At 73.0% G+C, this 20418-nt stretch carries 16 protein-coding genes and 1 pseudogene; 14 read left to right on the top strand and 3 right to left on the bottom strand.

The annotated features are described in order from the left end of the window. Positions 1-48 precede the first annotated feature (48 nt). The 8 genes and pseudogenes from BMW62_RS00455 to BMW62_RS00425 all read left to right on the top strand — a co-directional run bounded on the left by BMW62_RS00455 (position 49) and on the right by BMW62_RS00425 (position 9652). Positions 49-834 carry an SOS response-associated peptidase gene (locus BMW62_RS00455; protein ID WP_091928874.1) on the top strand — a complete coding sequence of 262 codons (786 nt, stop codon included), beginning with the start codon at positions 49-51 and terminating at the stop codon, positions 832-834. Position 835: 1 nt separating this feature from the next. Beyond that, on the top strand, positions 836-2377 hold the full coding sequence (locus BMW62_RS00450; protein WP_091928873.1) for a fused MFS/spermidine synthase: 1542 nt from the start codon (positions 836-838) through the stop codon (positions 2375-2377). 224 nt (positions 2378-2601) lie between these two features. After that, positions 2602-2898 (top strand): Dabb family protein, encoded by a 297-nt coding sequence (locus BMW62_RS00445; RefSeq protein WP_091928872.1) that lies wholly within the window; start codon positions 2602-2604, stop codon positions 2896-2898. Between the two features lie 9 nt (positions 2899-2907). Further along, the gene (locus BMW62_RS00440; protein WP_091928871.1) at positions 2908-3654 is read left to right on the top strand and encodes an SDR family oxidoreductase; all 747 of its coding nucleotides are present in this window, start codon (positions 2908-2910) and stop codon (positions 3652-3654) included. Positions 3655-3820: 166 nt separating this feature from the next. After that, a pseudogene (locus BMW62_RS23045) lies at positions 3821-3994 on the top strand (alcohol dehydrogenase catalytic domain-containing protein); the annotation flags it as partial. A gap of 16 nt (positions 3995-4010) precedes the next feature. Continuing rightward, positions 4011-4823 carry a zinc-binding dehydrogenase gene (locus BMW62_RS00435; RefSeq protein ID WP_244523750.1) on the top strand — a complete coding sequence of 271 codons (813 nt, stop codon included), beginning with the start codon at positions 4011-4013 and terminating at the stop codon, positions 4821-4823. 140 nt (positions 4824-4963) lie between these two features. Beyond that, entirely contained in the window at positions 4964-8500 is a 3537-nt protein-coding gene (locus BMW62_RS00430; RefSeq protein ID WP_091928870.1) for an indolepyruvate ferredoxin oxidoreductase family protein, read from the top strand. Positions 8501-8503: 3 nt separating this feature from the next. After that, positions 8504-9652: an acyl-CoA dehydrogenase family protein gene (locus tag BMW62_RS00425; RefSeq protein ID WP_091928869.1), complete on the top strand. Its 1149-nt coding sequence runs from the start codon at positions 8504-8506 to the stop codon at positions 9650-9652. A 39-nt stretch (positions 9653-9691) separates the two neighbouring features. Here BMW62_RS00425 and BMW62_RS00420 read toward each other — a convergent pair whose 3' ends face one another. The 3 genes from BMW62_RS00420 to BMW62_RS00410 all read right to left on the bottom strand — a co-directional run bounded on the left by BMW62_RS00420 (position 9692) and on the right by BMW62_RS00410 (position 13072). After that, on the bottom strand, positions 9692-10492 hold the full coding sequence (locus BMW62_RS00420; protein ID WP_091928868.1) for an HpcH/HpaI aldolase/citrate lyase family protein: 801 nt from the start codon (positions 10490-10492) through the stop codon (positions 9692-9694). Beyond that, positions 10489-10998 carry a MaoC family dehydratase gene (locus BMW62_RS00415; RefSeq protein WP_091928867.1) on the bottom strand — a complete coding sequence of 170 codons (510 nt, stop codon included), beginning with the start codon at positions 10996-10998 and terminating at the stop codon, positions 10489-10491. The genes BMW62_RS00420 and BMW62_RS00415 overlap by 4 nt, the downstream gene beginning before the upstream one ends. A 166-nt stretch (positions 10999-11164) precedes the next feature. After that, the gene (locus tag BMW62_RS00410; RefSeq protein ID WP_170852153.1) at positions 11165-13072 is read right to left on the bottom strand and encodes a helix-turn-helix domain-containing protein; all 1908 of its coding nucleotides are present in this window, start codon (positions 13070-13072) and stop codon (positions 11165-11167) included. A gap of 101 nt (positions 13073-13173) precedes the next feature. On the opposite strand from BMW62_RS00410, the gene BMW62_RS00405 reads away from it, so the two are divergent. From BMW62_RS00405 to BMW62_RS00380, 6 genes are all read left to right on the top strand, one after another. Further along, positions 13174-14628 carry an FAD-binding oxidoreductase gene (locus BMW62_RS00405; RefSeq protein ID WP_091928865.1) on the top strand — a complete coding sequence of 485 codons (1455 nt, stop codon included), beginning with the start codon at positions 13174-13176 and terminating at the stop codon, positions 14626-14628. A gap of 389 nt (positions 14629-15017) precedes the next feature. Further along, positions 15018-16145 (top strand): C4-dicarboxylate TRAP transporter substrate-binding protein, encoded by a 1128-nt coding sequence (locus BMW62_RS00400; protein WP_139206148.1) that lies wholly within the window; start codon positions 15018-15020, stop codon positions 16143-16145. Positions 16146-16159: 14 nt separating this feature from the next. Further along, entirely contained in the window at positions 16160-16822 is a 663-nt protein-coding gene (locus BMW62_RS00395; protein ID WP_091928863.1) for a TRAP transporter small permease subunit, read from the top strand. Beyond that, on the top strand, positions 16819-18162 hold the full coding sequence (locus tag BMW62_RS00390; protein WP_170852152.1) for a TRAP transporter large permease: 1344 nt from the start codon (positions 16819-16821) through the stop codon (positions 18160-18162). The genes BMW62_RS00395 and BMW62_RS00390 overlap by 4 nt, the downstream gene beginning before the upstream one ends. Before the next feature lie 62 nt (positions 18163-18224). Further along, positions 18225-19361, top strand: coding sequence for a pyruvate dehydrogenase (acetyl-transferring) E1 component subunit alpha (gene pdhA, locus BMW62_RS00385; RefSeq protein WP_091928861.1), 1137 nt, complete (start codon positions 18225-18227; stop codon positions 19359-19361). 16 nt (positions 19362-19377) lie between these two features. Further along, positions 19378-20358, top strand: coding sequence for an alpha-ketoacid dehydrogenase subunit beta (locus tag BMW62_RS00380; RefSeq protein WP_091928860.1), 981 nt, complete (start codon positions 19378-19380; stop codon positions 20356-20358). The last annotated feature ends 60 nt before the right edge of the window (positions 20359-20418 follow it).

Below are 20418 nucleotides of genomic sequence, written 5' to 3'. Positions count from 1 at the left end.
CACCTAGAGTTCGAACGGTCAATACCGACCGGACCCGAGGAGGCGCCCGTGTGCGGTCGCTACGCGGCCAGCCGCAAGCCCGAGGACCTCGTTCTCGAGTTCGAGGCGGTCCCCGCCGGAGGACAGCCCCCGCTGGCTGCCGACTACAACGTGGCACCGACCAAGGACGTCCACGTGGTGCGGCACGCCCGGGAGCGCGACGCCGAGGGCGTGCCCACCGACGAGGGGCACCGCGAGCTGCGGGCGGTGCGCTGGGGGCTGGTGCCCTCGTGGGCCAAAGATGCGTCGGTCGGCAACCGGATGCTCAACGCGCGGGCGGAGTCGCTGACCGAGAAGCCGGCCTTCCGCAGCGCGGCCCGCTCGCGGCGGTGCCTGGTCCCGGCCGACGGCTGGTACGAGTGGGCCAAGCGCCTGGACTCCCCGGCCAAGCAGCCCTACTTCATCACCCCGGAGGACGGCTCGGTGCTCGCCATGGCCGGCCTCTGGGAGGTCTGGGGGAAGGGCGAGGACCGGCTGTACACGTGCACCGTGGTCACCGCCCCGGCGACCGGCTCCCTCTCCGAGATCCACGACCGCATGCCGCTGGTGCTGCCGAAGGAGCGCTGGGCGGAGTGGCTGGACCCGGCGCGCGAGGACGTCGCGGAGCTCGCCAGGCCCACGCCGCCCGAGTTCGTCGAGAGGCTGGAGCTGCGGCCGGTGAGCCCGGCGGTCAACAGCGTGCGGAACAACGGACCCGAGCTGCTGGCCAGGGCGGACGGCGTGGACGCACCCGCTCATCAGGACGCCTTTCCTGTTCCCCTGCGGAGCAGTGACGACCAGCCGGCGCTGTTCTGACGTGGTCGCGGACGAGGTCCCCGCCCCGGTCGACGCGCCGCCGCAGGCCCCACCGCCCGGCGGTGCGCTCCCGGCCTGGGTCGCAGCGGGGCTGACCTTCCTCAGCTCCGGCGCCGTCCTCGTGCTGGAGATCGTCGGCCTGCGGCTCATCGCGCCCTACGTCGGCGTCACGGTGCAGACGAGCACCGCCGTCATCGGGTTCGCCCTCGCGGCGATCGCCGCCGGTGCCTGGCTGGGCGGTGCCACCGCCGACCGCACGGACCCGCGCCGGCTCCTCGCGCCGCTGCTGGTCGCCGGCGGCGCGCTGGTCGTGGCTGTGCTGCCGCTGGTGCGCTTCACCGGCTCGCTGCTCAGCGGCGCCGACGCCGGCGGGGTGCTGCTGCTGGCCGCCGTCGCCGTCGTCGTGCCGGCCGCGCTGCTGTCGGCGGTGCCGCCGATGGTGGTGAAGTTGCAGCTGGCCAGCCTGGACGAGACCGGCGCGGTCGTCGGGCGGCTCTCGGGCATCGGCACCCTGGGCGGGATCGCGGCGACGTTCGCCACCGGGTTCGTGCTCGTGGCGATCCTGCCCAGCAGCGTCATCCTGGTCGCCACCGGTGCGGTCACCGTGCTCACCGGGCTGGTGGTGGGCGTGGTCCTGCGGCGCGGGGGCGGCCCCCGGACCGTCCCCGCCGGGCTGCTCGCGCTGGTCGTGGTGGGCGGGGGTCTGGCGGCGGTCGCCCCGACGCCGTGCGAGGAGGAGACCGCCTACCACTGCGCGCGCGTGGTCGCCGACCCGGAGCGACCCTCGGGCCGGGTGCTGATGCTGGACACCCTGCGGCACTCCTACGTCGACCTGGCCGACCCCACCTACCTGGAGTTCGCCTACGTGCGTGCGATCGCCGCGGTGACCGACGCCGTCTTCCCTGCGGGGGAGCCGGTGTCGGCGTTGCACGTCGGCGGCGGCGGGCTCACGTTGCCGCGGTACCTGGCCGAGGTGCGCCCCGGCACGGAGAGCCTCGTGGTGGAGGTCGACCCCGAGGTGGTCGCCATGGACCGCGAGCAGCTCGGGCTGGAGACCTCGCCGGACCTGCGGGTGCGGGTGGCCGACGGCCGGGTGGGGCTGGCCGAGGAGCCGGCGGGGGAGCGCGACCTCGTCGTCGGCGACGCCTTCGGCGGGCTCTCGGTGCCCTGGCAGCTCACGACGCGCGAGGCGCTCGAGCTGGTCGACCGGGCCCTGGCCGAGGACGGCGTCTACGCGGTCAACCTGATCGACCACCCGCCGCTGTCGTTCGTGCGGGCGGAGCTGGCCACGATGCGCGAGGTGTTCGACCACGTGGTCCTGCTCGCCCGCGCGCCGGTGCTCGCCGGGGAGGACGGTGGCAACGTGATCGCGGTGGCGTCGCAGCAGCCGCTGCCGGTGGGGGAGATCGCCGCGGCGCTGGGTGACCAGGACCTGGTCTGGCAGGTCGCCGAGGGCGAGGAGCTGGCGCGGTTCGTCGGCGACGCCGGCGTGCTGACCGACGACTTCGCCCCCGTCGACCAGCTCCTGAACCCGTACGGCTGAGCTCGGCGGTGCCCGACCCGTGATCTCGTCCTCGCGGTCGGCGAGGGCGCAGGTCGCTCGACGGGCTCGGACAAGGCCCGAGCGGAAGTCGGAGGTGCGTCCCTCGCGAGACCGGCCGAGCCTCGGCGCTCGCCGGGGCCGTGCACATTTGGACCGTACAAAAAATATGCTAGCGTCCCCCTCGATTCGCATGGCGCGCGTCACAGCGAGCGGGAGGGGGCCCCGTGTTCCGGCACGTCGCGGTGTTCGAGTGGTCGGACGAGGCCACGGAGCAGGAACGCGCGGCCGCTGTCGCAGCCCTGGAGGCGTGGGCGGCTGGACCGGCGACCGCCTTCGGTCGGCTCACCGTGGGTGTCGACGCCGGCCTGGCCGACGGCAACGGGGACGTCGTCGTGGTCATGGACCTGCCCGATCGCGAAGCGTATGCCGCCTATGCGGTGGACGAGGCGCACCAGACGCTCGTGCGCGAGCACGTGCGCCCCATCCTGCGTCGGCGCACCGCCGTGCAGCACCAGTTGTAGGCGGTCGGCGTGGACCTCGGGCTGGACGGGCGACGAGCAGCGGTGGCCGCGGCCACCGGCGGGCTCGGCTACGCGACGGCGGCCGCGCTCGTGGCCGAGGGGGTGCGGGTGACGATCTGCGGCTCCGACCCCGCTCGCGCCGAGGCGGCGGCCGGACGTCTCGGCGCCGGTACCGCGTGGGTCGTGGCAGACCTGGCCGACCCCGGGGAAGGGGAGCGGTTCGTGCGCCTGGCGCAGGAGGCCATGGGCGGGGTCGACATCCTGGTGCCCAACGCCCCGGGCCCGCCCGCGGGAACGTTCACCCAGGTCGGAGCGGACCAGTACGCCCCGGCGCTCGAGCTGAGCCTGCTCTCCACCGTGCGCATGTGCCTCGCCGCGGTGCCGGGGATGCGCGAGCAGGGCTGGGGCCGGGTGGTCGCCATCACCTCGATCGCGGTGCGGCAGCCCGTGCCGAACCTGATCCTGTCCAACACCGCCCGGGCCGGGCTGACCGGCTTCCTCAAGACGGTGGCCCGTGAGGTGGCCCCCGACGGGGTGACGGTGAACTCGGTCCAGCCCGGCCTGCACGACACCGAGCGCCTGCGCCACGTGTGGGGGGACGGCATCACGGCGGAGGTGGCGAGGATCCCCGCCCGTTCCCTCGGCCGGCCGGAGGACTTCGGCGCCGCGGTCGCCTTCCTCTGCTCGGAGAGCGCCCGCTACATCACCGGCGCTGCGGTTCCCCTGGACGGCGGCATGAACCAGGGGCTGCAGTGACGCGACCCCGGCCGTGCACCACCGACGACGGCAGTGCCCGATCCGATCCACCGGAGGAGAAGTACACGTGAAGACCTACGGCGCCGTGCTGCGCGATGCAGGTTCGGACTACGAGATCGTCGAACTGGAGGTCGGCGATCCGGGCCCGGGTGAGGTGCTGGTCGAGATGGCCTTCGCGGGGCTCTGCCACTCCGACGTGCACCTGCGCCAGGCCAACGCCGGCGGTCGCTACCCGATCGTCGGCGGTCACGAGGGTTCGGGAACCGTGCTGGCCGTGGGCGCGGGGGTCGACCGGGTGCAGCCCGGCGATCACGTCATCACCAGCTTCCTGCCCGCGTGCGGGCACTGCCGGTGGTGTGCGGCCGGGCGGTCCAACCTGTGCGACGATCGCGACCGGGCAGCTGCCCACCGGCACCTGGCCCTTCACCCTGGACGGCGAGGCACTCGGGGGCTACTGCATGGTGGGCGCCTTCGCCCGCCACACCTTGCTGAGCGAGTACTCCTGCGTGCGCATCGAGCCCTGGGTCCCCATGGACACCGCTGCCCTGCTGTCCTGCAGCGTGCCCACGGGCTGGGGGTCGGCCGTGTACGCGGGCGGTGTCAAGCCGGGTGACACGGTCGTCGTGGTCGGGGCGGGCGGCGTGGGGGTGAACGCCGTCCAGGGGGCCGCGCACGCCGGCGCCCAGCACGTCATCGCCGTGGACCCCGTGGCGTTCAAGCGCGACTTCGCGATGACCGTGGGAGCGACGCACACGGCCGAGGACACCCGCGCGGCCGCCGACCTGGCCCACCAGCTCTCCTGGGGCGTGGGAGCCGACGTGGTGGTGGTGACCACCGGTGAGCTGGACGCGGAGACCACCAAGGGCGCGGTCCGGTGCGTCGGCAAGGGTGGGACCCTGGTCCTCACCGCGCTCGCCGGCGTGGCGACGGAGACGACCCTCTCCCTGCTGGGCAACCCCATCACCGTCTTCGAGCAGCGGATCCAGGGCTCGCTGTTCGGTGGCTGCAACCCCTTCCGGGACATCCCCAGACTGCTGCGGATGCACCAGGAGGGCTCGCTGGAACTGGACTCCCTGATCACCCGGCGGTACTCGCTCGAGGAGTTGCGCCAGGGATACGCGGACCAGGCCGCCGGCGAGACGATCCGCGGCCTGCTCGTCCACGGCTGAGTCGCAGGCACGCCCGTTCCCGAACACCTCCACCACCGGGGGCGCCCGTCCACCCGCCGGTCACCGACCCGGCGCGGCGGATGCGCGGTCCCGAGCGCGAAGAGTCCGGCCCCGCCGCCGGACCTGCCCCGAGGAGCGAGATGAACACCGCCGTCCAGGTCGAGGACCGCTACCGCCAGTCCGAAGGACTCCTCCACGTCACCGGCATCCAGGCGCTGGTCCGCGTAGCGCTGGACCAGGTGCGCGCCGACCGGCGACGCGGACAGCGCACCGCCGGCTTCGTCTCGGGCTACCCCGGGTCCCCCCTGGGTGGCTTCGACATGGAGCTGGGCCGCCGGGGTGACCTGCTCGAGGAGCACGACATCGTCTTCCGGCCGGGGGTGAACGAGGAGCTCGCCGCCACCGCGGTGGCCGGCAGCCAGCTGGCCCAGACCCGTCCCGAACTGCGCTACGACGGCGTGACCGGCATCTGGTACGGCAAGGCCCCAGGTGTCGACCGCGCCGTGGATGCCCTCCGGCACGGCAACATGGCCGGTGCCGCGCCGCGTGGCGGCGTGCTGGCGCTCGTCGGCGACGACCCGTCCGCCAAGTCGTCGACCATGCCCAACGCCTCCGAGGCGACCATGGCAGCCGTCGGGATGCCGGTCCTCTACCCGGGTGACGCGCAGGACGCGCTCGACATGGGGCGGCACGGGATCGCGCTGTCGCGGGCCTCCGGGCTCTGGGTCGGGGTCAAGATCGTCACGGACGTCGCCGATGGCTCGGGCACCGTGGAGGTCCATCCCGACCGGATCGTCCCCGTGGTGCCGGACATGACCGTCGACGGACGGGTGTTCCGGCACGAGGTCCGCGGCATGCTGCTGCAGCCGACGTCGGGTGAGCTCGAGTCGACGCTGCACCACGAGCGCCCGCTGATCGCGCAGCGGTACGCCGCGGCGAACGGGCTGGACGGCATCACCAGATCGGGAGCCGACGACCGCGTCGGCATCGTGGCGGCGGGGAAGACCTATCTCGACGTCTGCCAGGCCCTGGCCTCGCTCGGGCTGGACGAGGCCGAGTGCCGCCGCCGGGGCGTGCGGCTGCTCAAGCTCGGGATGGTCACCCCCGTGGAGCCGGGGATCATCCGCTCGTTCGCCGAGGGGCTGCGGGAGATCGTCGTCGTCGAGGAGAAGCGGTCCTTCGTCGAGGCGGCGGTCAAGCAGATCCTCTACGGCCGCACCGGGGCGCCGGTCGTCCACGGCAAGACGGGCCCCGATGGGAGCCGGCTCGTGCCGGCCTCCGGAGAGCTGGAGCCCGACCTGCTGGCCGGCGTGCTCGCGCGGCGGCTGCTGGCGCTCGGCGGCATGCCGTCGGTGGAGGCGTGGTCGGAGGCGCGGACCGCCCGCGCCGCCCGGGAGGAGCGCCGGCCCGCGCTGCTGCCGCTGCTCAGCCGGACGCCGTACTACTGCTCCGGATGCCCGCACAGCACGTCGATGGCTGCTCCCGAGGGGGCCCTCATCGGCACCGGGACCGGCTGCAGCTCCCTGGCCGTCCTGATGAAGCCCGAGACGGTGGGCGACGTCAGCGTGCTCATGCAGATGGGCGGCGAGGGCAGCCAGTGGATCGGCATGGCGCCCTTCGTCGACGTGCCCCACATGGTCCAGAACATCGGGGACGGCACGTTCCACCACTCCGGGAGCCTGGCCCTGCGCGCGGCCGTCGCCTCCGGGGTGGACATGACGTACAAGCTGCTCTACAACTCGGCCGTCGCCATGACAGGTGGGCAGAGCGCCCAGGGCGGCATGACCGTCCCGGCGCTGGCCTCGATGCTGACCGCCGAGGGCGTCGCCCGCATCATCGTCACCACCGACCAGCCGGAGAAGTACCGGCGCGTGCGGCTGCCCGCGAAGACGCAGGTGTGGCACCGCGACCGCCTGGTCGAGGCCCAGGAGGAGCTGGCGCGCGTACCCGGCGTCACGGTGCTCGTGCACGACCAGGAGTGCGCCACGGAGAAGCGCCGGCGGCGCAAGCGCGGCTTGCTGCCGGAGCCGGCCACCCGTGTGGTGATCAACGAGCGGGTCTGCGAGGGGTGTGGCGACTGCGGGCAGAAGTCCAACTGCCTCTCGGTCGTCCCGGTCGACACGGAGTTCGGCCGGAAGACGCAGATCCACCAGGCGTCGTGCAACAAGGACTACACCTGCCTGGCGGGCGACTGCCCGTCCTTCCTCACCGTCGTGCCCGGCGAGCAGTCGCCGAGGCCGACGGCCGCCGAGCTCGACGACGCCACGCTGCCGGCGCCCACCGCCCGGGTCGCGGCGGACGACTTCGCACTGCGCATCGTCGGCATCGGCGGCACCGGCGTGGTCACGGTCGCGCAGATCCTCGCCACGGCGGCTCAGCTCGGGGGACTGCACGTGCGCGGCATGGACCAGACGGGGATGGCGCAGAAGGGTGGTGCGGTCGTCTCCGACCTGAAGTTCACCCGGGCAGCCGTGGTCCAGGCCGCGCGGGTGGCGGGGGAGGAGTGCGACCTCCTGCTGGGGTGCGACATCCTCGTGGCGGCCGAGGCGAAGAACCTCGCGGCGGCGGATCCGGCACGCACGGTCGCCGTCGTCTCGACCGCGCAGGTCGCCACCGGTGCGATGGTGTCCGACCCGGGGGTGTCCTTCCCGCCGCAGGAGCAGCTGGAGGACCGGATCCGGGCGGCGACCCGGGACGACGACGCGGTGTTCCTCGACGCCCACCGGCTGACCCAGCAGCTGTTCGGCAGCGACCAGTCGGCCAACGTGCTGCTCCTGGGCTCCGCCTACCAGGCCGGCGCGCTCCCTGTCCACGCCTCGGTGATCGAGGAGGCGATCGCGGTCAACGGCGCGGCCGTCCAGGTCAACGTGCAGGCGTTCCGTCGCGGTCGGCAGGCGGTGGCGGATCCCGCCGGGCTCGCCGCCGCCCTGGTCGAGATGGTCCCGCCGGCGGCGGAGCCGGCGCCGCCGGCGCCCGAGGTCGCCGCCCTGATCGCGTCGGTGCAGGCGCCGGTCGGCTCGGAGCTGGCGCGCTGCATCGGCGTGCGCGTGCCCGACCTGGTCGCGTACCAGGACCTCGGCTGGGCGCAGGACTACGCCCGGCTCGTCGAGCAGGTGCGCGCCGCGGAGGCCGAGGTGGTCCCGGGGAGCGGGGAACTGGCCGAGGCGGTCGCGCTGGGGCTGTACAAGCTGATGTCGTACAAGGACGAGTACGAGGTCGCCCGGCTCTCGATCGACCCGGCCGTCGAGGCCGACGTCGAGTCCCGCTTCGGCCGGGGGGCGCGCTACAGCTACCGCCTGCACCCGCCCCTGCTCCGGTACCTGGGCCGCAAGGACAAGATCGCGATCGACGCCCGCGCCGCGCGGCCGGTCCTGCGCGCGCTCTACGGCATGCGCCGGCTCCGCGGGAGCGCGCTCGACCCGTTCGGCCGCAGCCACGTCCGTCGCACCGAGCGGGCGCTCATCCAGGAGTACCGGGAGCTCGTGCACCGCCTGCTCGAGGGGCTGACCACGGACAACCACGGCGTGGCCGTCGAGCTGGCGGCTCTCCCGGACATGGTGCGCGGCTTCGAGGAGATCAAGTTGGACAACGTCGCCCGGTACCGCGAGCGCCAGCGGAACGCCCTGCGGCGGTTCGCCGGGACCGCGGCCCCGCTCGCCACCACCCCGAGGAGCTGACCCATGCCCGAGACCGACCTGCAGGACCTGCGCGCGGGTGTGCGCGACCTGGCATCGTCCTTCCCCGCGGAGTACTGGCGACGCTGCGACGCCGCCCGCGAGTACCCGGAGGCGTTCGTGCGCGCGCTCACCGAGGCCGGCTGGCTCTCGGTGCTCATCCCCGAGGAGTACGGGGGAGGAGGGCTCGGCCTCGCCGAGGCCTCGGTGATCATGGAGGAGATCAACAGCACCGGGGCGAGCACGTCGGCGTGCCACGCGCAGATGTACACGATGGGGGCCGTGCTGCGGCACGGCTCGCAGGCGCAGAAGCGCACCTACCTGCCCGACATCGCCGCGGGCAAGCTGCGACTGCAGGCGTTCGCCATCACCGAACCCGACGCGGGCTCGGACACCACCCGGATCACCACGTTCGCCCGGCGGACCTCCGACGGCTACGTCGTCAACGGCCGCAAGATGTGGATCTCCCGCGTCCAGCACAGCGACCTCATGCTGCTGCTCGCCCGGACCACGCCCCGCGACCAGGTGGCCAAGCGCACCGACGGGCTCAGCCTCTTCCTCGTCGACCTGCGGGCAGCCGGCTCCTCCGTCCGCGCCGAGCCCATCGACACGATGGTGAACCACGAGACCAACGCCGTGTTCATCGACGACCTGGAGCTACCCGCCGACGCCCTCGTCGGGATCGAGGGCCAGGGGTTCCGGCACGTCCTCAGCGGCATGAACGCCGAGCGGATCCTGCTGGCCAGCGAGAGCATCGGCGACGCCCGCTGGTTCCTGGACACGGCGTCGGCCTACGCCCGCGACCGCGTCGTGTTCGGCAGGCCGATCGGGGACAACCAGGGCGTGTCCTTCCCGCTGGCACGGGCCTGGGCGGACATGCGAGCTGCGTCCCTGGTCCGTGACCGGGCGGCCGAGCTGTTCGACCAGGGCGAGACCGCGGGCACGGACGCGAACATCGCGAAGCTCCTGGCGTCCGAAGCGGCGTGGGCGGCGGCCAACGCGGCCATGACGACCCTCGGGGGTTACGGCATGGCTGCCGAGTACGACGTGGAGCGCAAGTTCCGTGAGTCGCGCCTCTACCTCGTCGCGCCGGTGTCGAACCACCTCATCCTCCAGCACGTCGCCGGGCACGTCCTGGGTCTGGGCCGCGGCTGATCCCCGGCCCGTCCGGGAGGGATCTCCCGGACGGGCCGGTCAGCCTGCCGCGTCCGCCAGCAGTGCGCGGGCACGCTCGACCAGGGGGCGGTCGACCATCGCGCCCCCCACGGTCCCGACACCGCCGTCGCCGCCGGCGGTGGCGACCACCGCCCGGGCCCAGGCGAGCTCCTCGGCAGAGGGCCGCCATGCCCGGCCGACGACCTCCACCTGGCGCGGGTGGATGCACAGCTTCCCGCCGAAGCCGTTCTCCCGGGCGGCACGGGCGTCGGCGGCCAGGACGTCCGGCGCGTCGAGCTCGGTGGTCACCCCGTCCAGCGGTGCGGGCAGGCCGGCCAGCCGTGAGGCCAGGACGAGTTCTGCCGCGAGCTGGCGCACCAGGGGCGAGCGCGGGGTGACCCCCAGGTCCAGCGCCAGGTCCTGATCGCCCAGGGCCAGTCGCGCCGAGGCGCGGGCCAGCTCACGGGCGGCGGCGATCCCGGCGGCGGTCTCGACGAGAGCGATCACCGGCCCGCCGGTCGCCTCGCCCGCCGCCCGCACGTGGCCGGGGTCCTCGGCACGGGCCAGCATGACGGCCATCAGGCCGGGGCTCCCTGCCAGCGCGGCGACGTCGTCCTCGTGGCCCGGCGCGTGCGCGGCCTGCACGCGGACGACTGCCCTGCCGTCCTCGTCGAGCCACCGGCGGACGTGTTCCCGGGCCGCTGCCCGCCGGCCAGGGGCGACGGCGTCCTCGAGGTCGAGGATCGGCACCGCGCCCGAGCCGGCGGCCCTGTCGAAGCGTTCCGGGCGATCTCCGGGGACGAACAGGTAGGCGCGCGAACCGGTCAGCGGAGTGCTCATCGCTCCTCCGCGACGACCGAGGGTCGGGCCGAGGTCGGGCCGCGGCCCTGTCGGTAGACCAGCAGGGTCCGGGTGAACGTGATCACCACGGTGCCCTCCTGGGTGTATCCCGTGGTCCGCACGGTGACCAGGCCGGTGCTCTCCCGGGAGCGGGACGGTCGCAGCGCCAGCACCTCCGACCGGGAGTACACGGTGTCGCCCTCGAACAGCGGGTGCGGCATCCGGACCTCGTCCCACCCCAGGTTCGCGAAGACGTTCTGGGAGACGTCGGTCACCGACTGGCCCGTGACCAGGGCGAGGGTCAGGCACGAGTTGACGATCGGCCGGCCGAACTCCGTCTGCGCGGCGTAGTGGGGGTCGAAGTGCGGGTGGGCGGTGTTCTGGGTCAGCAGCGTGAACCAGGAGTTGTCGGTCGCGGTGATCGTGCGTCCGAGCGGGTGCTCGTAGACGTCACCGACCTCGAAGTCCTCGTAGAAGCGTCCGTTCCAGCCCGGCTTGTTGGCCACGGCACCCCCTCCGCCGGTGAAGCGCCGACTCCGCGTGCCCGCTCCCGCGGTCACGGGCTCACGATCGCACAAAATATAGGAAGCTGGGAACGGGTCGCCGCCTCCGGTACCGCCGCCTCCGGTACCGCCGCCTCCGGTACCGCCGCCTCCGGTATGCCGCCCGAGGTCAGCCCGCCGCGGGCAGCCCTTCGGCCAGCGACCGCAGCACGAGCGCCAGCTGGAGCTGCAGGGCCCGGTCGTGATCCCGCCAGTCCGGCCCGAGCAACTCGGTCACCCGGTCCAGCCGTTGGTAGAGCGTGTTGGCATGCACGTGCAGCTCGGCGCACGTGCGGGCGTGGTGCTGGGCGTTGCGGAGGAAGCTCGCGAGGGTGTCGACCAGGTTCCTGTTCCGCTGGGCGTCCCAGTCGAGCAGAGGGCCCAGCGTCGCGCTCACGAAGGCGTGCAGCTCACCCCGGCCGGCCGGGCTCAGCAGCGCCCGGTAGATCCCGAACGCGGCCGACGTGGCTGCCACTTCCGGGCGTCCCAGGGCGTGCAGAAGGGCGGCGGTCTGCCGCGCCTCCTGGTGGGCGGCCCGGATCGAGGCGGCCCCGCCGCCGCACGGGGCCAACCCGACGGCGGCGGGGAGCGGGCTGCCCGGTGCCCGCAGCCAGGCGAGGGCGTCCTCGGCGCTCGGTCCGGTCAGCAGGACCACCTCCCGCCCCTGGTGCTCGGCAGACCAGCCGCGCGCTCCCTTGGCCAGGCGGGCTGCGGTCCGGGCAGCGGGCTGGAGGTCTCGCGCGCCCGGGTCCAGCACCGCCACGGCGGTGACCGCATCCACGTCGAGCCCAGCTGCCCGCCCCCGCCGGCGGGCTCCCGCATCATCGACGTCGCCGGCGAGGAGGGCCTGGAGGAACTCACCCCTGCTGCGCAGCTCGGCCAGGGCAACCGCCCGCTCGGTGACCACGACGAGGGCCAGCGAGGTCGCCGCCGTCTGCAGCAGACCGGCCAGTTCCGCGTCCGCCCCCTCGACGTCCCAGACGACGAGGCAGCCGGCGGGGCCGTCGCTGAGCGTCACCGGGACCAGCACCCCCGAACGGCTGCCGGTCCGGACCGTCCGGTGCCCAGGGGTGGCGAGCCGGTCCGGCCACGGCGCGTCCCCGGTCTCGGCGTCCCGGAGGAGATCCGGTCCCTCCGCGGAAGGTGCGGCGTCCAACCGCCCGCCGACGGGATCCCAGACCTGCACCTCGCCGCCGACCGCCCGCTCCAGCGCCCGGGCGATGGCGGGGACACCACCTCCTCCGATCACGGCCGCGGTGAGCAGCTCCCGCAGCGCCGCCGCCCGCTCGCGCTGCTCCTCCGACCGGCGGAGCTCGGCGTTGCGGCGTGCCAGCTCACCCGCCGTGCCGCGGAGCTCGTCGATCAGCTGCGCGTTGCGCAGGGCGACGGCGGCGTGCGCGGCCAAGCCGGCCATCAGCTCGACGTCGTGGTCGGCGAAGCGTCGCGGACGGCGGTCACCGGCCAGTAGCACGCCGATGGTCTCCCCGCCGAGCTGGAGCGGGAGGCCGAGGATGCCGCCGAGCTGCTCGCTGCGCGCCGCCACGTCCATGTGCGCCAGCCGGTGGACCTGCGGGTCGGTGCAGTAGGACTCGGTCCACACCGGCCGGCCGGTGCGCAGCACCTCGCCACCGATGCCCTCGCCCTCCTGGAGCGTGATCCCGCGCAGCGCTCCACCCATCGAGCCGTCGACGACCTCGATCCGCAGCCCTTCGGGACGCCGCAGCATCAGGTAGGCCACGTCGGCGTCCAGCAGGCGGCGGGACTGGGCGGCCACCTCCTGGAGCACCTCGCCCGGATCGTGCATCGAACCCAACCGGCGGGCGAGGTCGTTGAGCACGACCAGCTCCCGGGAGTGGCGGCGGCCGGCGGCCAGGAGCTCCCGGACCCGCCCCGCCGCCGAGGCCTCCTCCTCGATCCGGACGCGCTCCGCGGGCGGGACGGCGGGGTCGGCCAGGAGCTCGGCGCGGTGGGCACCGAGCTCCTCGGCCGAGGCGTCGGCCGCCAGCAGGTGCAGCCAGGTGGCAGAGCGGTCGGTCACGGACGCGTCCTCCCCGGGTGGACGATGGGGCCACGTGCGGTCTCGGGCGGTGAGCGGATCGTCCATTGAGTGTGTCAGGGGCCACACCTACTCTCGGCAGGATGACCACCGGCACCTCGACCCCCAGTGGCGTGAGCGGATCCGCCACTGCAGCATCCGTCGCCGCCCGCGCCCCCGACGTGGTGGCGGCCCTCGGGGCGGCGCTGCCGCCCGGCCGGGTGGTCACCGACCCGGACGTGCTGGCCTCCTATGCGCACGACGAGGCTGAGTGGGCCGAGAACGTGCTCCCCGTCGCCGTGGTCCGGCCCCGCGCGGCCGAGGAGGTGCAGGCGGTCGTGCGCACGTGCATCGAGCACCGCACCCCGGTGGTCCCGCGTGGTGCCGGTACGGGGCTGTCCGGCGGGGCCAACGCCAGCGCGGGGTGCGTGGTCGTCTCCATGGAGGCGATGGACGCCGTGCTGGAGGTGGACGAGCTCGAGCGCTTCGCCGTCGTCCAGCCGGGGGTGGTCAACGACGACCTGCGCGCCCACGTCGCCCGCCACGGCCTCTGGTACCCGCCCGACCCGGCCAGCTCTCCCTGGTCGACCATCGGTGGGAACGTGGCGACCAACGCCGGTGGCGTGTGCTGCGTCAAGTACGGCGTCACCGGTGACTACGTGCTCGGCCTGCAGGTCGTGACCGGCACCGGTGAGCTGGTCCGGCTCGGTCGGCGGACCGCCAAGGGGGTGGCCGGGTACGACCTCACCGGCCTGATGGTCGGCAGCGAGGGCACGCTCGGCATCGTCACCGAGGTGACGGTGAGGTTGCGCCCGCTCCGCGATCCGGAGCGCACCGTGGCCGGTTACTTCGACTCGGTGGTCGCCGCCGGGGAGGCCGTCACCGCGGTCGCGGCGGCCGGGCTCACTCCTTCGGCGCTCGAACTGGTGGACCGGCACTGCCTGGCCGCCGTCGACGCCTGGAAGAACATGGGTCTGTCCGACGACGCCGAGGTCGTGCTGCTCGGCCGGGTGGACACCCCCGGCGCGGCCGGGGACGCCGAGGCCGAACGGATGCTGGCCGCCTTCGAGGGCGCCGGCGCGAGCTGGGCCGCCGTCAGCACCGATGCCGAGGAGGCGGACGCGCTCTTCGCCGCACGCCGGCTCGCCTACCCGGCGCTGGAGCGGCTGGGGCCGGTTCTCACCGAGGACGTGTGCGTCCCGAAGGCCGCCGTCCCGGCGATGCTCGCGCGCATCGAGCAGATCGGCGCCGCGCACGACATCGTCATCGCCAACATCGCCCATGCGGGAGACGGCAACCTGCACCCCTTGCTGATCACCCCGCCCGGCGACGAGGCCGCTCGTGACCGCGCCCAGCTGGCCTTCCACGAGATCATCGCCGGCGCCCTGGCGCTCGGCGGCACGGTCACCGGGGAGCACGGGATCGGACTGCTCAAGCGCGACGGCCTGGTCGCCGAGATCCCACCCGCCGTGCTCGCGATGCACCACGCGATCAAGGAGGCGCTGGACCCGCACGGCATCCTCAACCCGGGAAAGGTCGTCGCCGCGCGCCGGCGCTGACCGCGCGACCGACCTCGATGACGAGGGGCCACCGCCAGCGGGAGGCGGCCGCGTGCGCCCTGTGGACGGATCCACTACAGAGGGACCGGCATGGTGGAGCAATTCTCCCTGCTGGTCGCGCCGCCCGTCTCCTAGCGTCGTGACTGGAGTCACAAGTACCGACGCGCGGCGGTAGGCCGCGACCGGCCGGAGGAGCGGGCCGCCCACCCCTGGGCGCTCGCGCGCCGAGCCGGCCATCGGGGCGCGCCCTCGGCCGTTCGCGACCGAGCAGGCACCGCCGCAGTCGTTGCGCAGGTGTTACTTGACCGCATATATCGTATGTGGTGTTGTCTTCGTCACAGGTCAGCCGGACCGGGCTGGTCTTGTCGGCACCGAATCGAGGAGATGGCGTGCACAGCTCACAACGCACGAAGCGGGCCGCTGCGGTAGGCGCAGCGGCGGTGCTGGCGGCCTCGCTGGCCGCCTGCGGTGGGGACTCCGGCGGCGGTGGCGGTGGCGGTGGCGGGGCTCAGTCGTACGACTGGCAGTACGCCAACTACCTGCCCCCGAACTCCTCCTTGAGCACCGGGATCGCCAACTACTTCGACTCGATCGAGGAAGGCGGCGACATCACGGTCGAGGAGTTCTACCAGGAGGCGCTGCTGTCGGCGACGGACACGTTGCCGGGCGTCGCGCAGGGCCGGGCCGACCTCGGCTTCATGATCGCCCTCTACTACCCGGGCGAGCTGCCGCTCTCGCAGATCGTCGGCGTGCCCTTCCAGACCGACGACGCCGAGGCGCAGGTCCGGGCCATGAACGACCTGTACGAGAACAACGAGGCGTTCCGGGCGGAGTACGAGGACCAGGGCGTCCACGTGCTCAGTTTCGTGCCGCTCGCCCCCACCATGATCGCGACGGCGGAGCCGCTGTCCGGGCTCGACGATCTCGCCGGCCGGCAGATCCGCGCCGTCGGGCTGCTGAGCCAGGCGATCGAGCAGACCGGTGCGAGCCCGGTGGCGCTCTCGGCGCCGGAGGTCTACGAATCGGTCGAGCGCGGTGTCATCGACGGCTTCACGTCCTACCCGTTCGACGTGGCGGTCGCCAACAGCCTCAACGAGGTGGCACCCCACATGACGGACCCGGGTACCGGCCTCTACAACCTCGGCGCGCTGGTCATCACCAAGAGCCTCTGGGACGGCCTTCCCGAGGAGACGCGCGAGCTCATGACCGAGGAGATCGACCAGTACGTCACCGACGCCATCGCGCTGCTGGCCGAGGAGGAGGAGAACACCTGCGACACCTTCCTCGAGGCCGGCGGCACGCCGGGCGTCTTCCCGGAGGCCGACGTCGAGGAGTTCGAGAGCATCGTCGGTGACAGCGTGCTGGAGGCCTGGCGGGAGACGACCGTGAGCGCCGGCGCCTCCGAGGACGTGGTCGACGGATTCCTGGCGGACTACCAGGCCGCGCTGGAGGAGTACGCCGCGGAGTCCACCTACGTGCCCGGCCTCGTGGCCTGCGCAGAGCGGGGCGGCAACTGACCGGTTCCACACCGATGGGGGCGTCGGGGGACAACGATCCGTTGTCCCCCGACGCGCTGATCGGTGACCCGCACTCGATCGCCCCCATCGCCGGGTCAGCGGAAGATCGGGCCGACGGAACGGTCCGCAAGGTCATCCACGCGATCGCGACGACCTTCGGGGTCATCGCCGCCCTGCTCATCGTCGGCATCATGATCAGCACCGCTCTGGACGTGCTGGTCCGCCAGGTCACCGGCTCGTCCATCCCGGGCGTCGTCGAGTACAGCGAGGTGCTCCTCGCCGGGCTGGTGTTCCTGGGCCTCGCCTACGCGCAGCGCACCGGCGCGCACATCGGCGTGGACCTGGTCACCGAACGCCTGCCGGCGCGCGTCGCGCACGTCGTCCGTGCGATCGGGCTCTTCGTCGCGATCGCGGTGCTCCTGTGGATGACGTACGAGACGGCGATCGTGGCCATCAACTCGTTCCAGGTCGGAGAGTTCCGCTTCGGCCTCGTCCCCGTGCCCATCTGGCCGATCCGGATCGTAATCCCGCTCGGCCTCGTCGCCCTCGTCCTGGAGCTGGCGTTGAGCACCTACGACGAGATCGTCGGAGCCCGCACGGGTGCCCCGACGGTCCAGCACGAGCACCCCGAAGCGGCGTCCGCGGCCGCGGAGCGCGACGAGGACGCCCGGTCGTGACCGCGGGGCTCGTGGCGCTCCTCGCCGTCCTCGTCCTCCTCGTCCTGCTGTGCACCGGCGTACCGGTGGCCTTCGCCCTCGCTGCCGCGGGCATCCTCGGCCTGGTCATCTACCGCGGTGGTGACATCACGTCCGGCACGCTCGGCTCGCTGCCCTACCAGGCGACGGCGGAGGCGACGCTGGTCGTCATACCCATGTTCATCCTGATGGGCGTGCTGGCCGCGCACGCGCGGGTGGCCGAGGACGTCTTCCGGATCAGCCACCGGTTGCTGCGCCGGCTCCCCGGCGGCCTGGGGCTCGCCTCCATCGCGGCCTGCGCCGGCTTCGGTGCGGTGTCCGGATCGAGCGTGGCCACCACCGCGACCGTCGGCCGGGTCGCCATCGTCGAGATGCGCAAGTACGGCTACAGCGTGTCCTTCGCCGCCGGCATCGTGGCCGCGGCGGGCACCCTGAGCGTGCTGATCCCGCCCAGCATCGTGCTGGTCATCTACGGGATCATCACGGGCGAGTCCATCGGCGCACTGCTCACCGCCGGGATCATCCCCGGCATCCTGTCGGCGCTGGTCTTCATGTCCCTGGTGATCATCCGGGTCCGGCTGCGGCCGGCCATCGGCGGCTACAACCAGGCACCGACCGCCGTCGACGAGCAGCCGAGCCTCGCCGGCAACCGGCCGCAGGGCAAGGGCTACGCCGGGCTGATCAAGATCACGGTCTTGTTCGCCATCGTGATCGGCGGCATCTACGCGGGGCTCTTCACCGCCACCGAGGCCGCATCGCTGGGCGCCCTGGCCGCACTGCTCATGCTGCTGGCGGACGTGTTCCGGTACGGGCCCCGCCAGTTGATGACCAACCTGCGGAACAGCTTCGCGGAGGCGGCGTCGGTGACCAGCTTCATCTTCGCCATCCTGGTCGGCGCCAGCCTGTTCACCTACTTCCTGGTGAGCGCCGGGATCACCAACTCCTTCGCCAACTGGGCGCTGGACCTCCCGGTGTCGCCCACGGTCCTCATCATCGTCCTGCTGGCGATCATGATCCCGCTAGGGATGTTCCTCGACCCGATCTCGATCATGCTGATCGTCCTGCCGCTCGCCTATCCGGTCGTCACCGGTCTCGGCTACGACGGCATCTGGTTCGCCATCCTCACCGTGAAGATGATCGAGATCGGACTCATCACGCCGCCGGTGGGGCTGAACGTCTACGTCCTCGCAGGTACCCCCGGGGTCCGGCTGGAGGACGCCTTCCGGGGCATCGGCTGGTTCCTCCCCGCGGAGCTGTTCACCACCTCGCTGCTGTTCCTGATCCCCGACCTCGTCACCTGGCTTCCCAACCAGATCGGTTAGCCGACCCGGTGGCACCGCCACGTCCCGCACCACCCGACCCCCGCGCCCGAAGGAGGGCTGCCATGACCGCCCAGCCGACAGCCGATGACCCCAAGACCGAGGCCGAGCTGGACCTCGAGAGCAAGCAGGAGGACGTCGAGCGCAGCTTCGCCGGACCGGGCGAGCGCCTGGAGATCCTGTCCCCCGACGGGACGGTCCGCCCCGGCACCGAGGCCCCGATGAGCACCGAGCAGGTCCGGGACGCGCTCCGCTGGATGATGCTGTCCAGGACGGTGGACGTCCGGGCGATCAGCCTCCAGCGGCAGGGCCGCATGGGCACGTTCTCCGCCGTCCGGGGGCAGGAGGCCTCGGTCGTGGGCTCGTCGTTCGCCCTGGACCCCGCCCGCGACTGGATCGTCCCGCAGTACCGCGAGCTCCCCGGCGTCGTCCGGCACGGCTTCCCGCTGGACGGGTACCTCCTCTACTGGATGGGCAACCCGGCCGGCGGACGGGTGCCCGACGGGGTCAAGGTCCTCCCGCTGCAGATCGCGCTGGCCGCGCAGCTCCCGCACGCCGTCGGGCTCGGCTGGGGGCTGAAGCTCCAGGGCAGCGAGAGCGTGGTGGCCACCTACTTCGGCGACGGCGCGTCCTCGGAGGGGGACTCCCACGAGGCCATGAACCTCGCCGGCGTGATGCGGGCCCCGGTCGTGTTCTTCCTGCAGAACAACGGGTGGGCGATCTCGACCCCGCGGACGAAGCAGACGGCGGCGGCCAACTTCGCCAGCCGGGCCGAGGGGTACGGCTTCCCGGGCGTCATCGTCGACGGGAACGACCTCTTCGCCGTCTATGCCGCGATGCGGGAGGCCGTCGAGCGTGCGCGCACGGGTGGCGGGCCGACGTTGATCGAGTCGCAGACGTACCGGATGGGCGCGCACAACACCGCGGACGACCCGACCCGCTACATGGAGCCGGTGGAGCTCAGCGGCTGGGACGAGCGCGACCCCATCCGCCGCGTCACCGCCTGGCTGCGCAGCCAGGACGCCTGGGACGACGACGCCGAGCGGGAGATGCAGGCAGGCATCGACCGGCAGGTCGACGAGGCCATCGAGTCCGCCGAGGCGTTCGCCCCGCCCAACCCCGAGCAGATCTACACCCACGTCTACGCCGACCCGCCGGAGCGCCTGCGTGCGCAGCAGCGTGCCGCGCTGGATTCCCACTGAGCCGAGGAGCGATCACATGGCGACGATGACGATGATCGAGGCGATCCGGTCGGCGCTCCGCGAGGAGATGGCGCGCGACGAGCGGGTCGTGGCGCTGGGCCAGGACATCGGCCAGCTCGGCGGGGTCTTCCGGGCGACCGACGGCCTGCTGAAGGAGTTCGGGGCCGACCGTGTGTTCGACATGCCCCTGGCCGAGGGCGTGATCGCGGGGTCGGCACTGGGGTTGGCCGTCTCGGGGCTGGTGCCGGTCGCCGAGATCCAGTTCCTCGGGTTCACCCACCAGGCGTTCCACCAGATCGCCCCCCAGATCGCCCGCTACCGCTACCGGTCGCAGGGCCGGTACAACGCGCAGGTCACGATCCGCACGCCGTTCGGCGGTGGGGTCCGGACGCCGGAGCTGCACTCCGATGCCATCGAGGCCCAGTTCGTGCAAGCCCCCGGCCTCAAGGTGGTCATGCCGTCGAACCCCTACGACGCCAAGGGCATGCTCCTGGAGGCCATCCGCGACCCGGACCCGGTCCTGTTCTGCGAGCCGCTGCGCGGCTACCGGCTGGTCAAGGGAGAGGTCCCGGAGGGCGACTACACGGTCCCGTTCGGGCAGTCGCGGGTCACCCGTGAGGGGTCCGACGTGACGCTGGTGGCGTGGAGCGCCGCCGTGCAGCTCGCCGAGCGGGCCGCCGAGCGGTTGGCGGAGGAGGGCATCGAGGCCAAGGTCCTGGACCTGCGCACGCTCGTCCCCCTGGACGTCGAGGGGCTGGTCTCGGCCGTCGAGTCCACGGGGCGGTGCGTCGTGGTCCACGAGGCACCGCTGACGGCGGGTTTCGGGGCCGAGGTGGTCGCGACCCTGCAGGAAGAGGCGTTCTACTCCCTCGAGGCACCTGTGGCCCGGGTCGCGGCGCCGGACACCCCCTACCCGATCGCCTCGATCGAGGACTACTACGTCCCGAGCGTCGAGCGCGTCGTCGACGCCGTCCGCCGGACGGTGAGCGCCAAGTGAGCGAGCGTACGAGCTCACCGATGAATACAGCAGCGCCGCGAACGCGGCCGACGAGCGCGA

Origin of the sequence: Blastococcus sp. DSM 46786 (assembly GCF_900109665.1) — a bacterium.
GTDB lineage: Bacteria > Actinomycetota > Actinomycetes > Mycobacteriales > Geodermatophilaceae > Blastococcus > Blastococcus carthaginiensis.
Note: the sequence above shows the minus strand (reverse complement) of the source record. Positions and strands in the feature narration are given on the sequence as shown.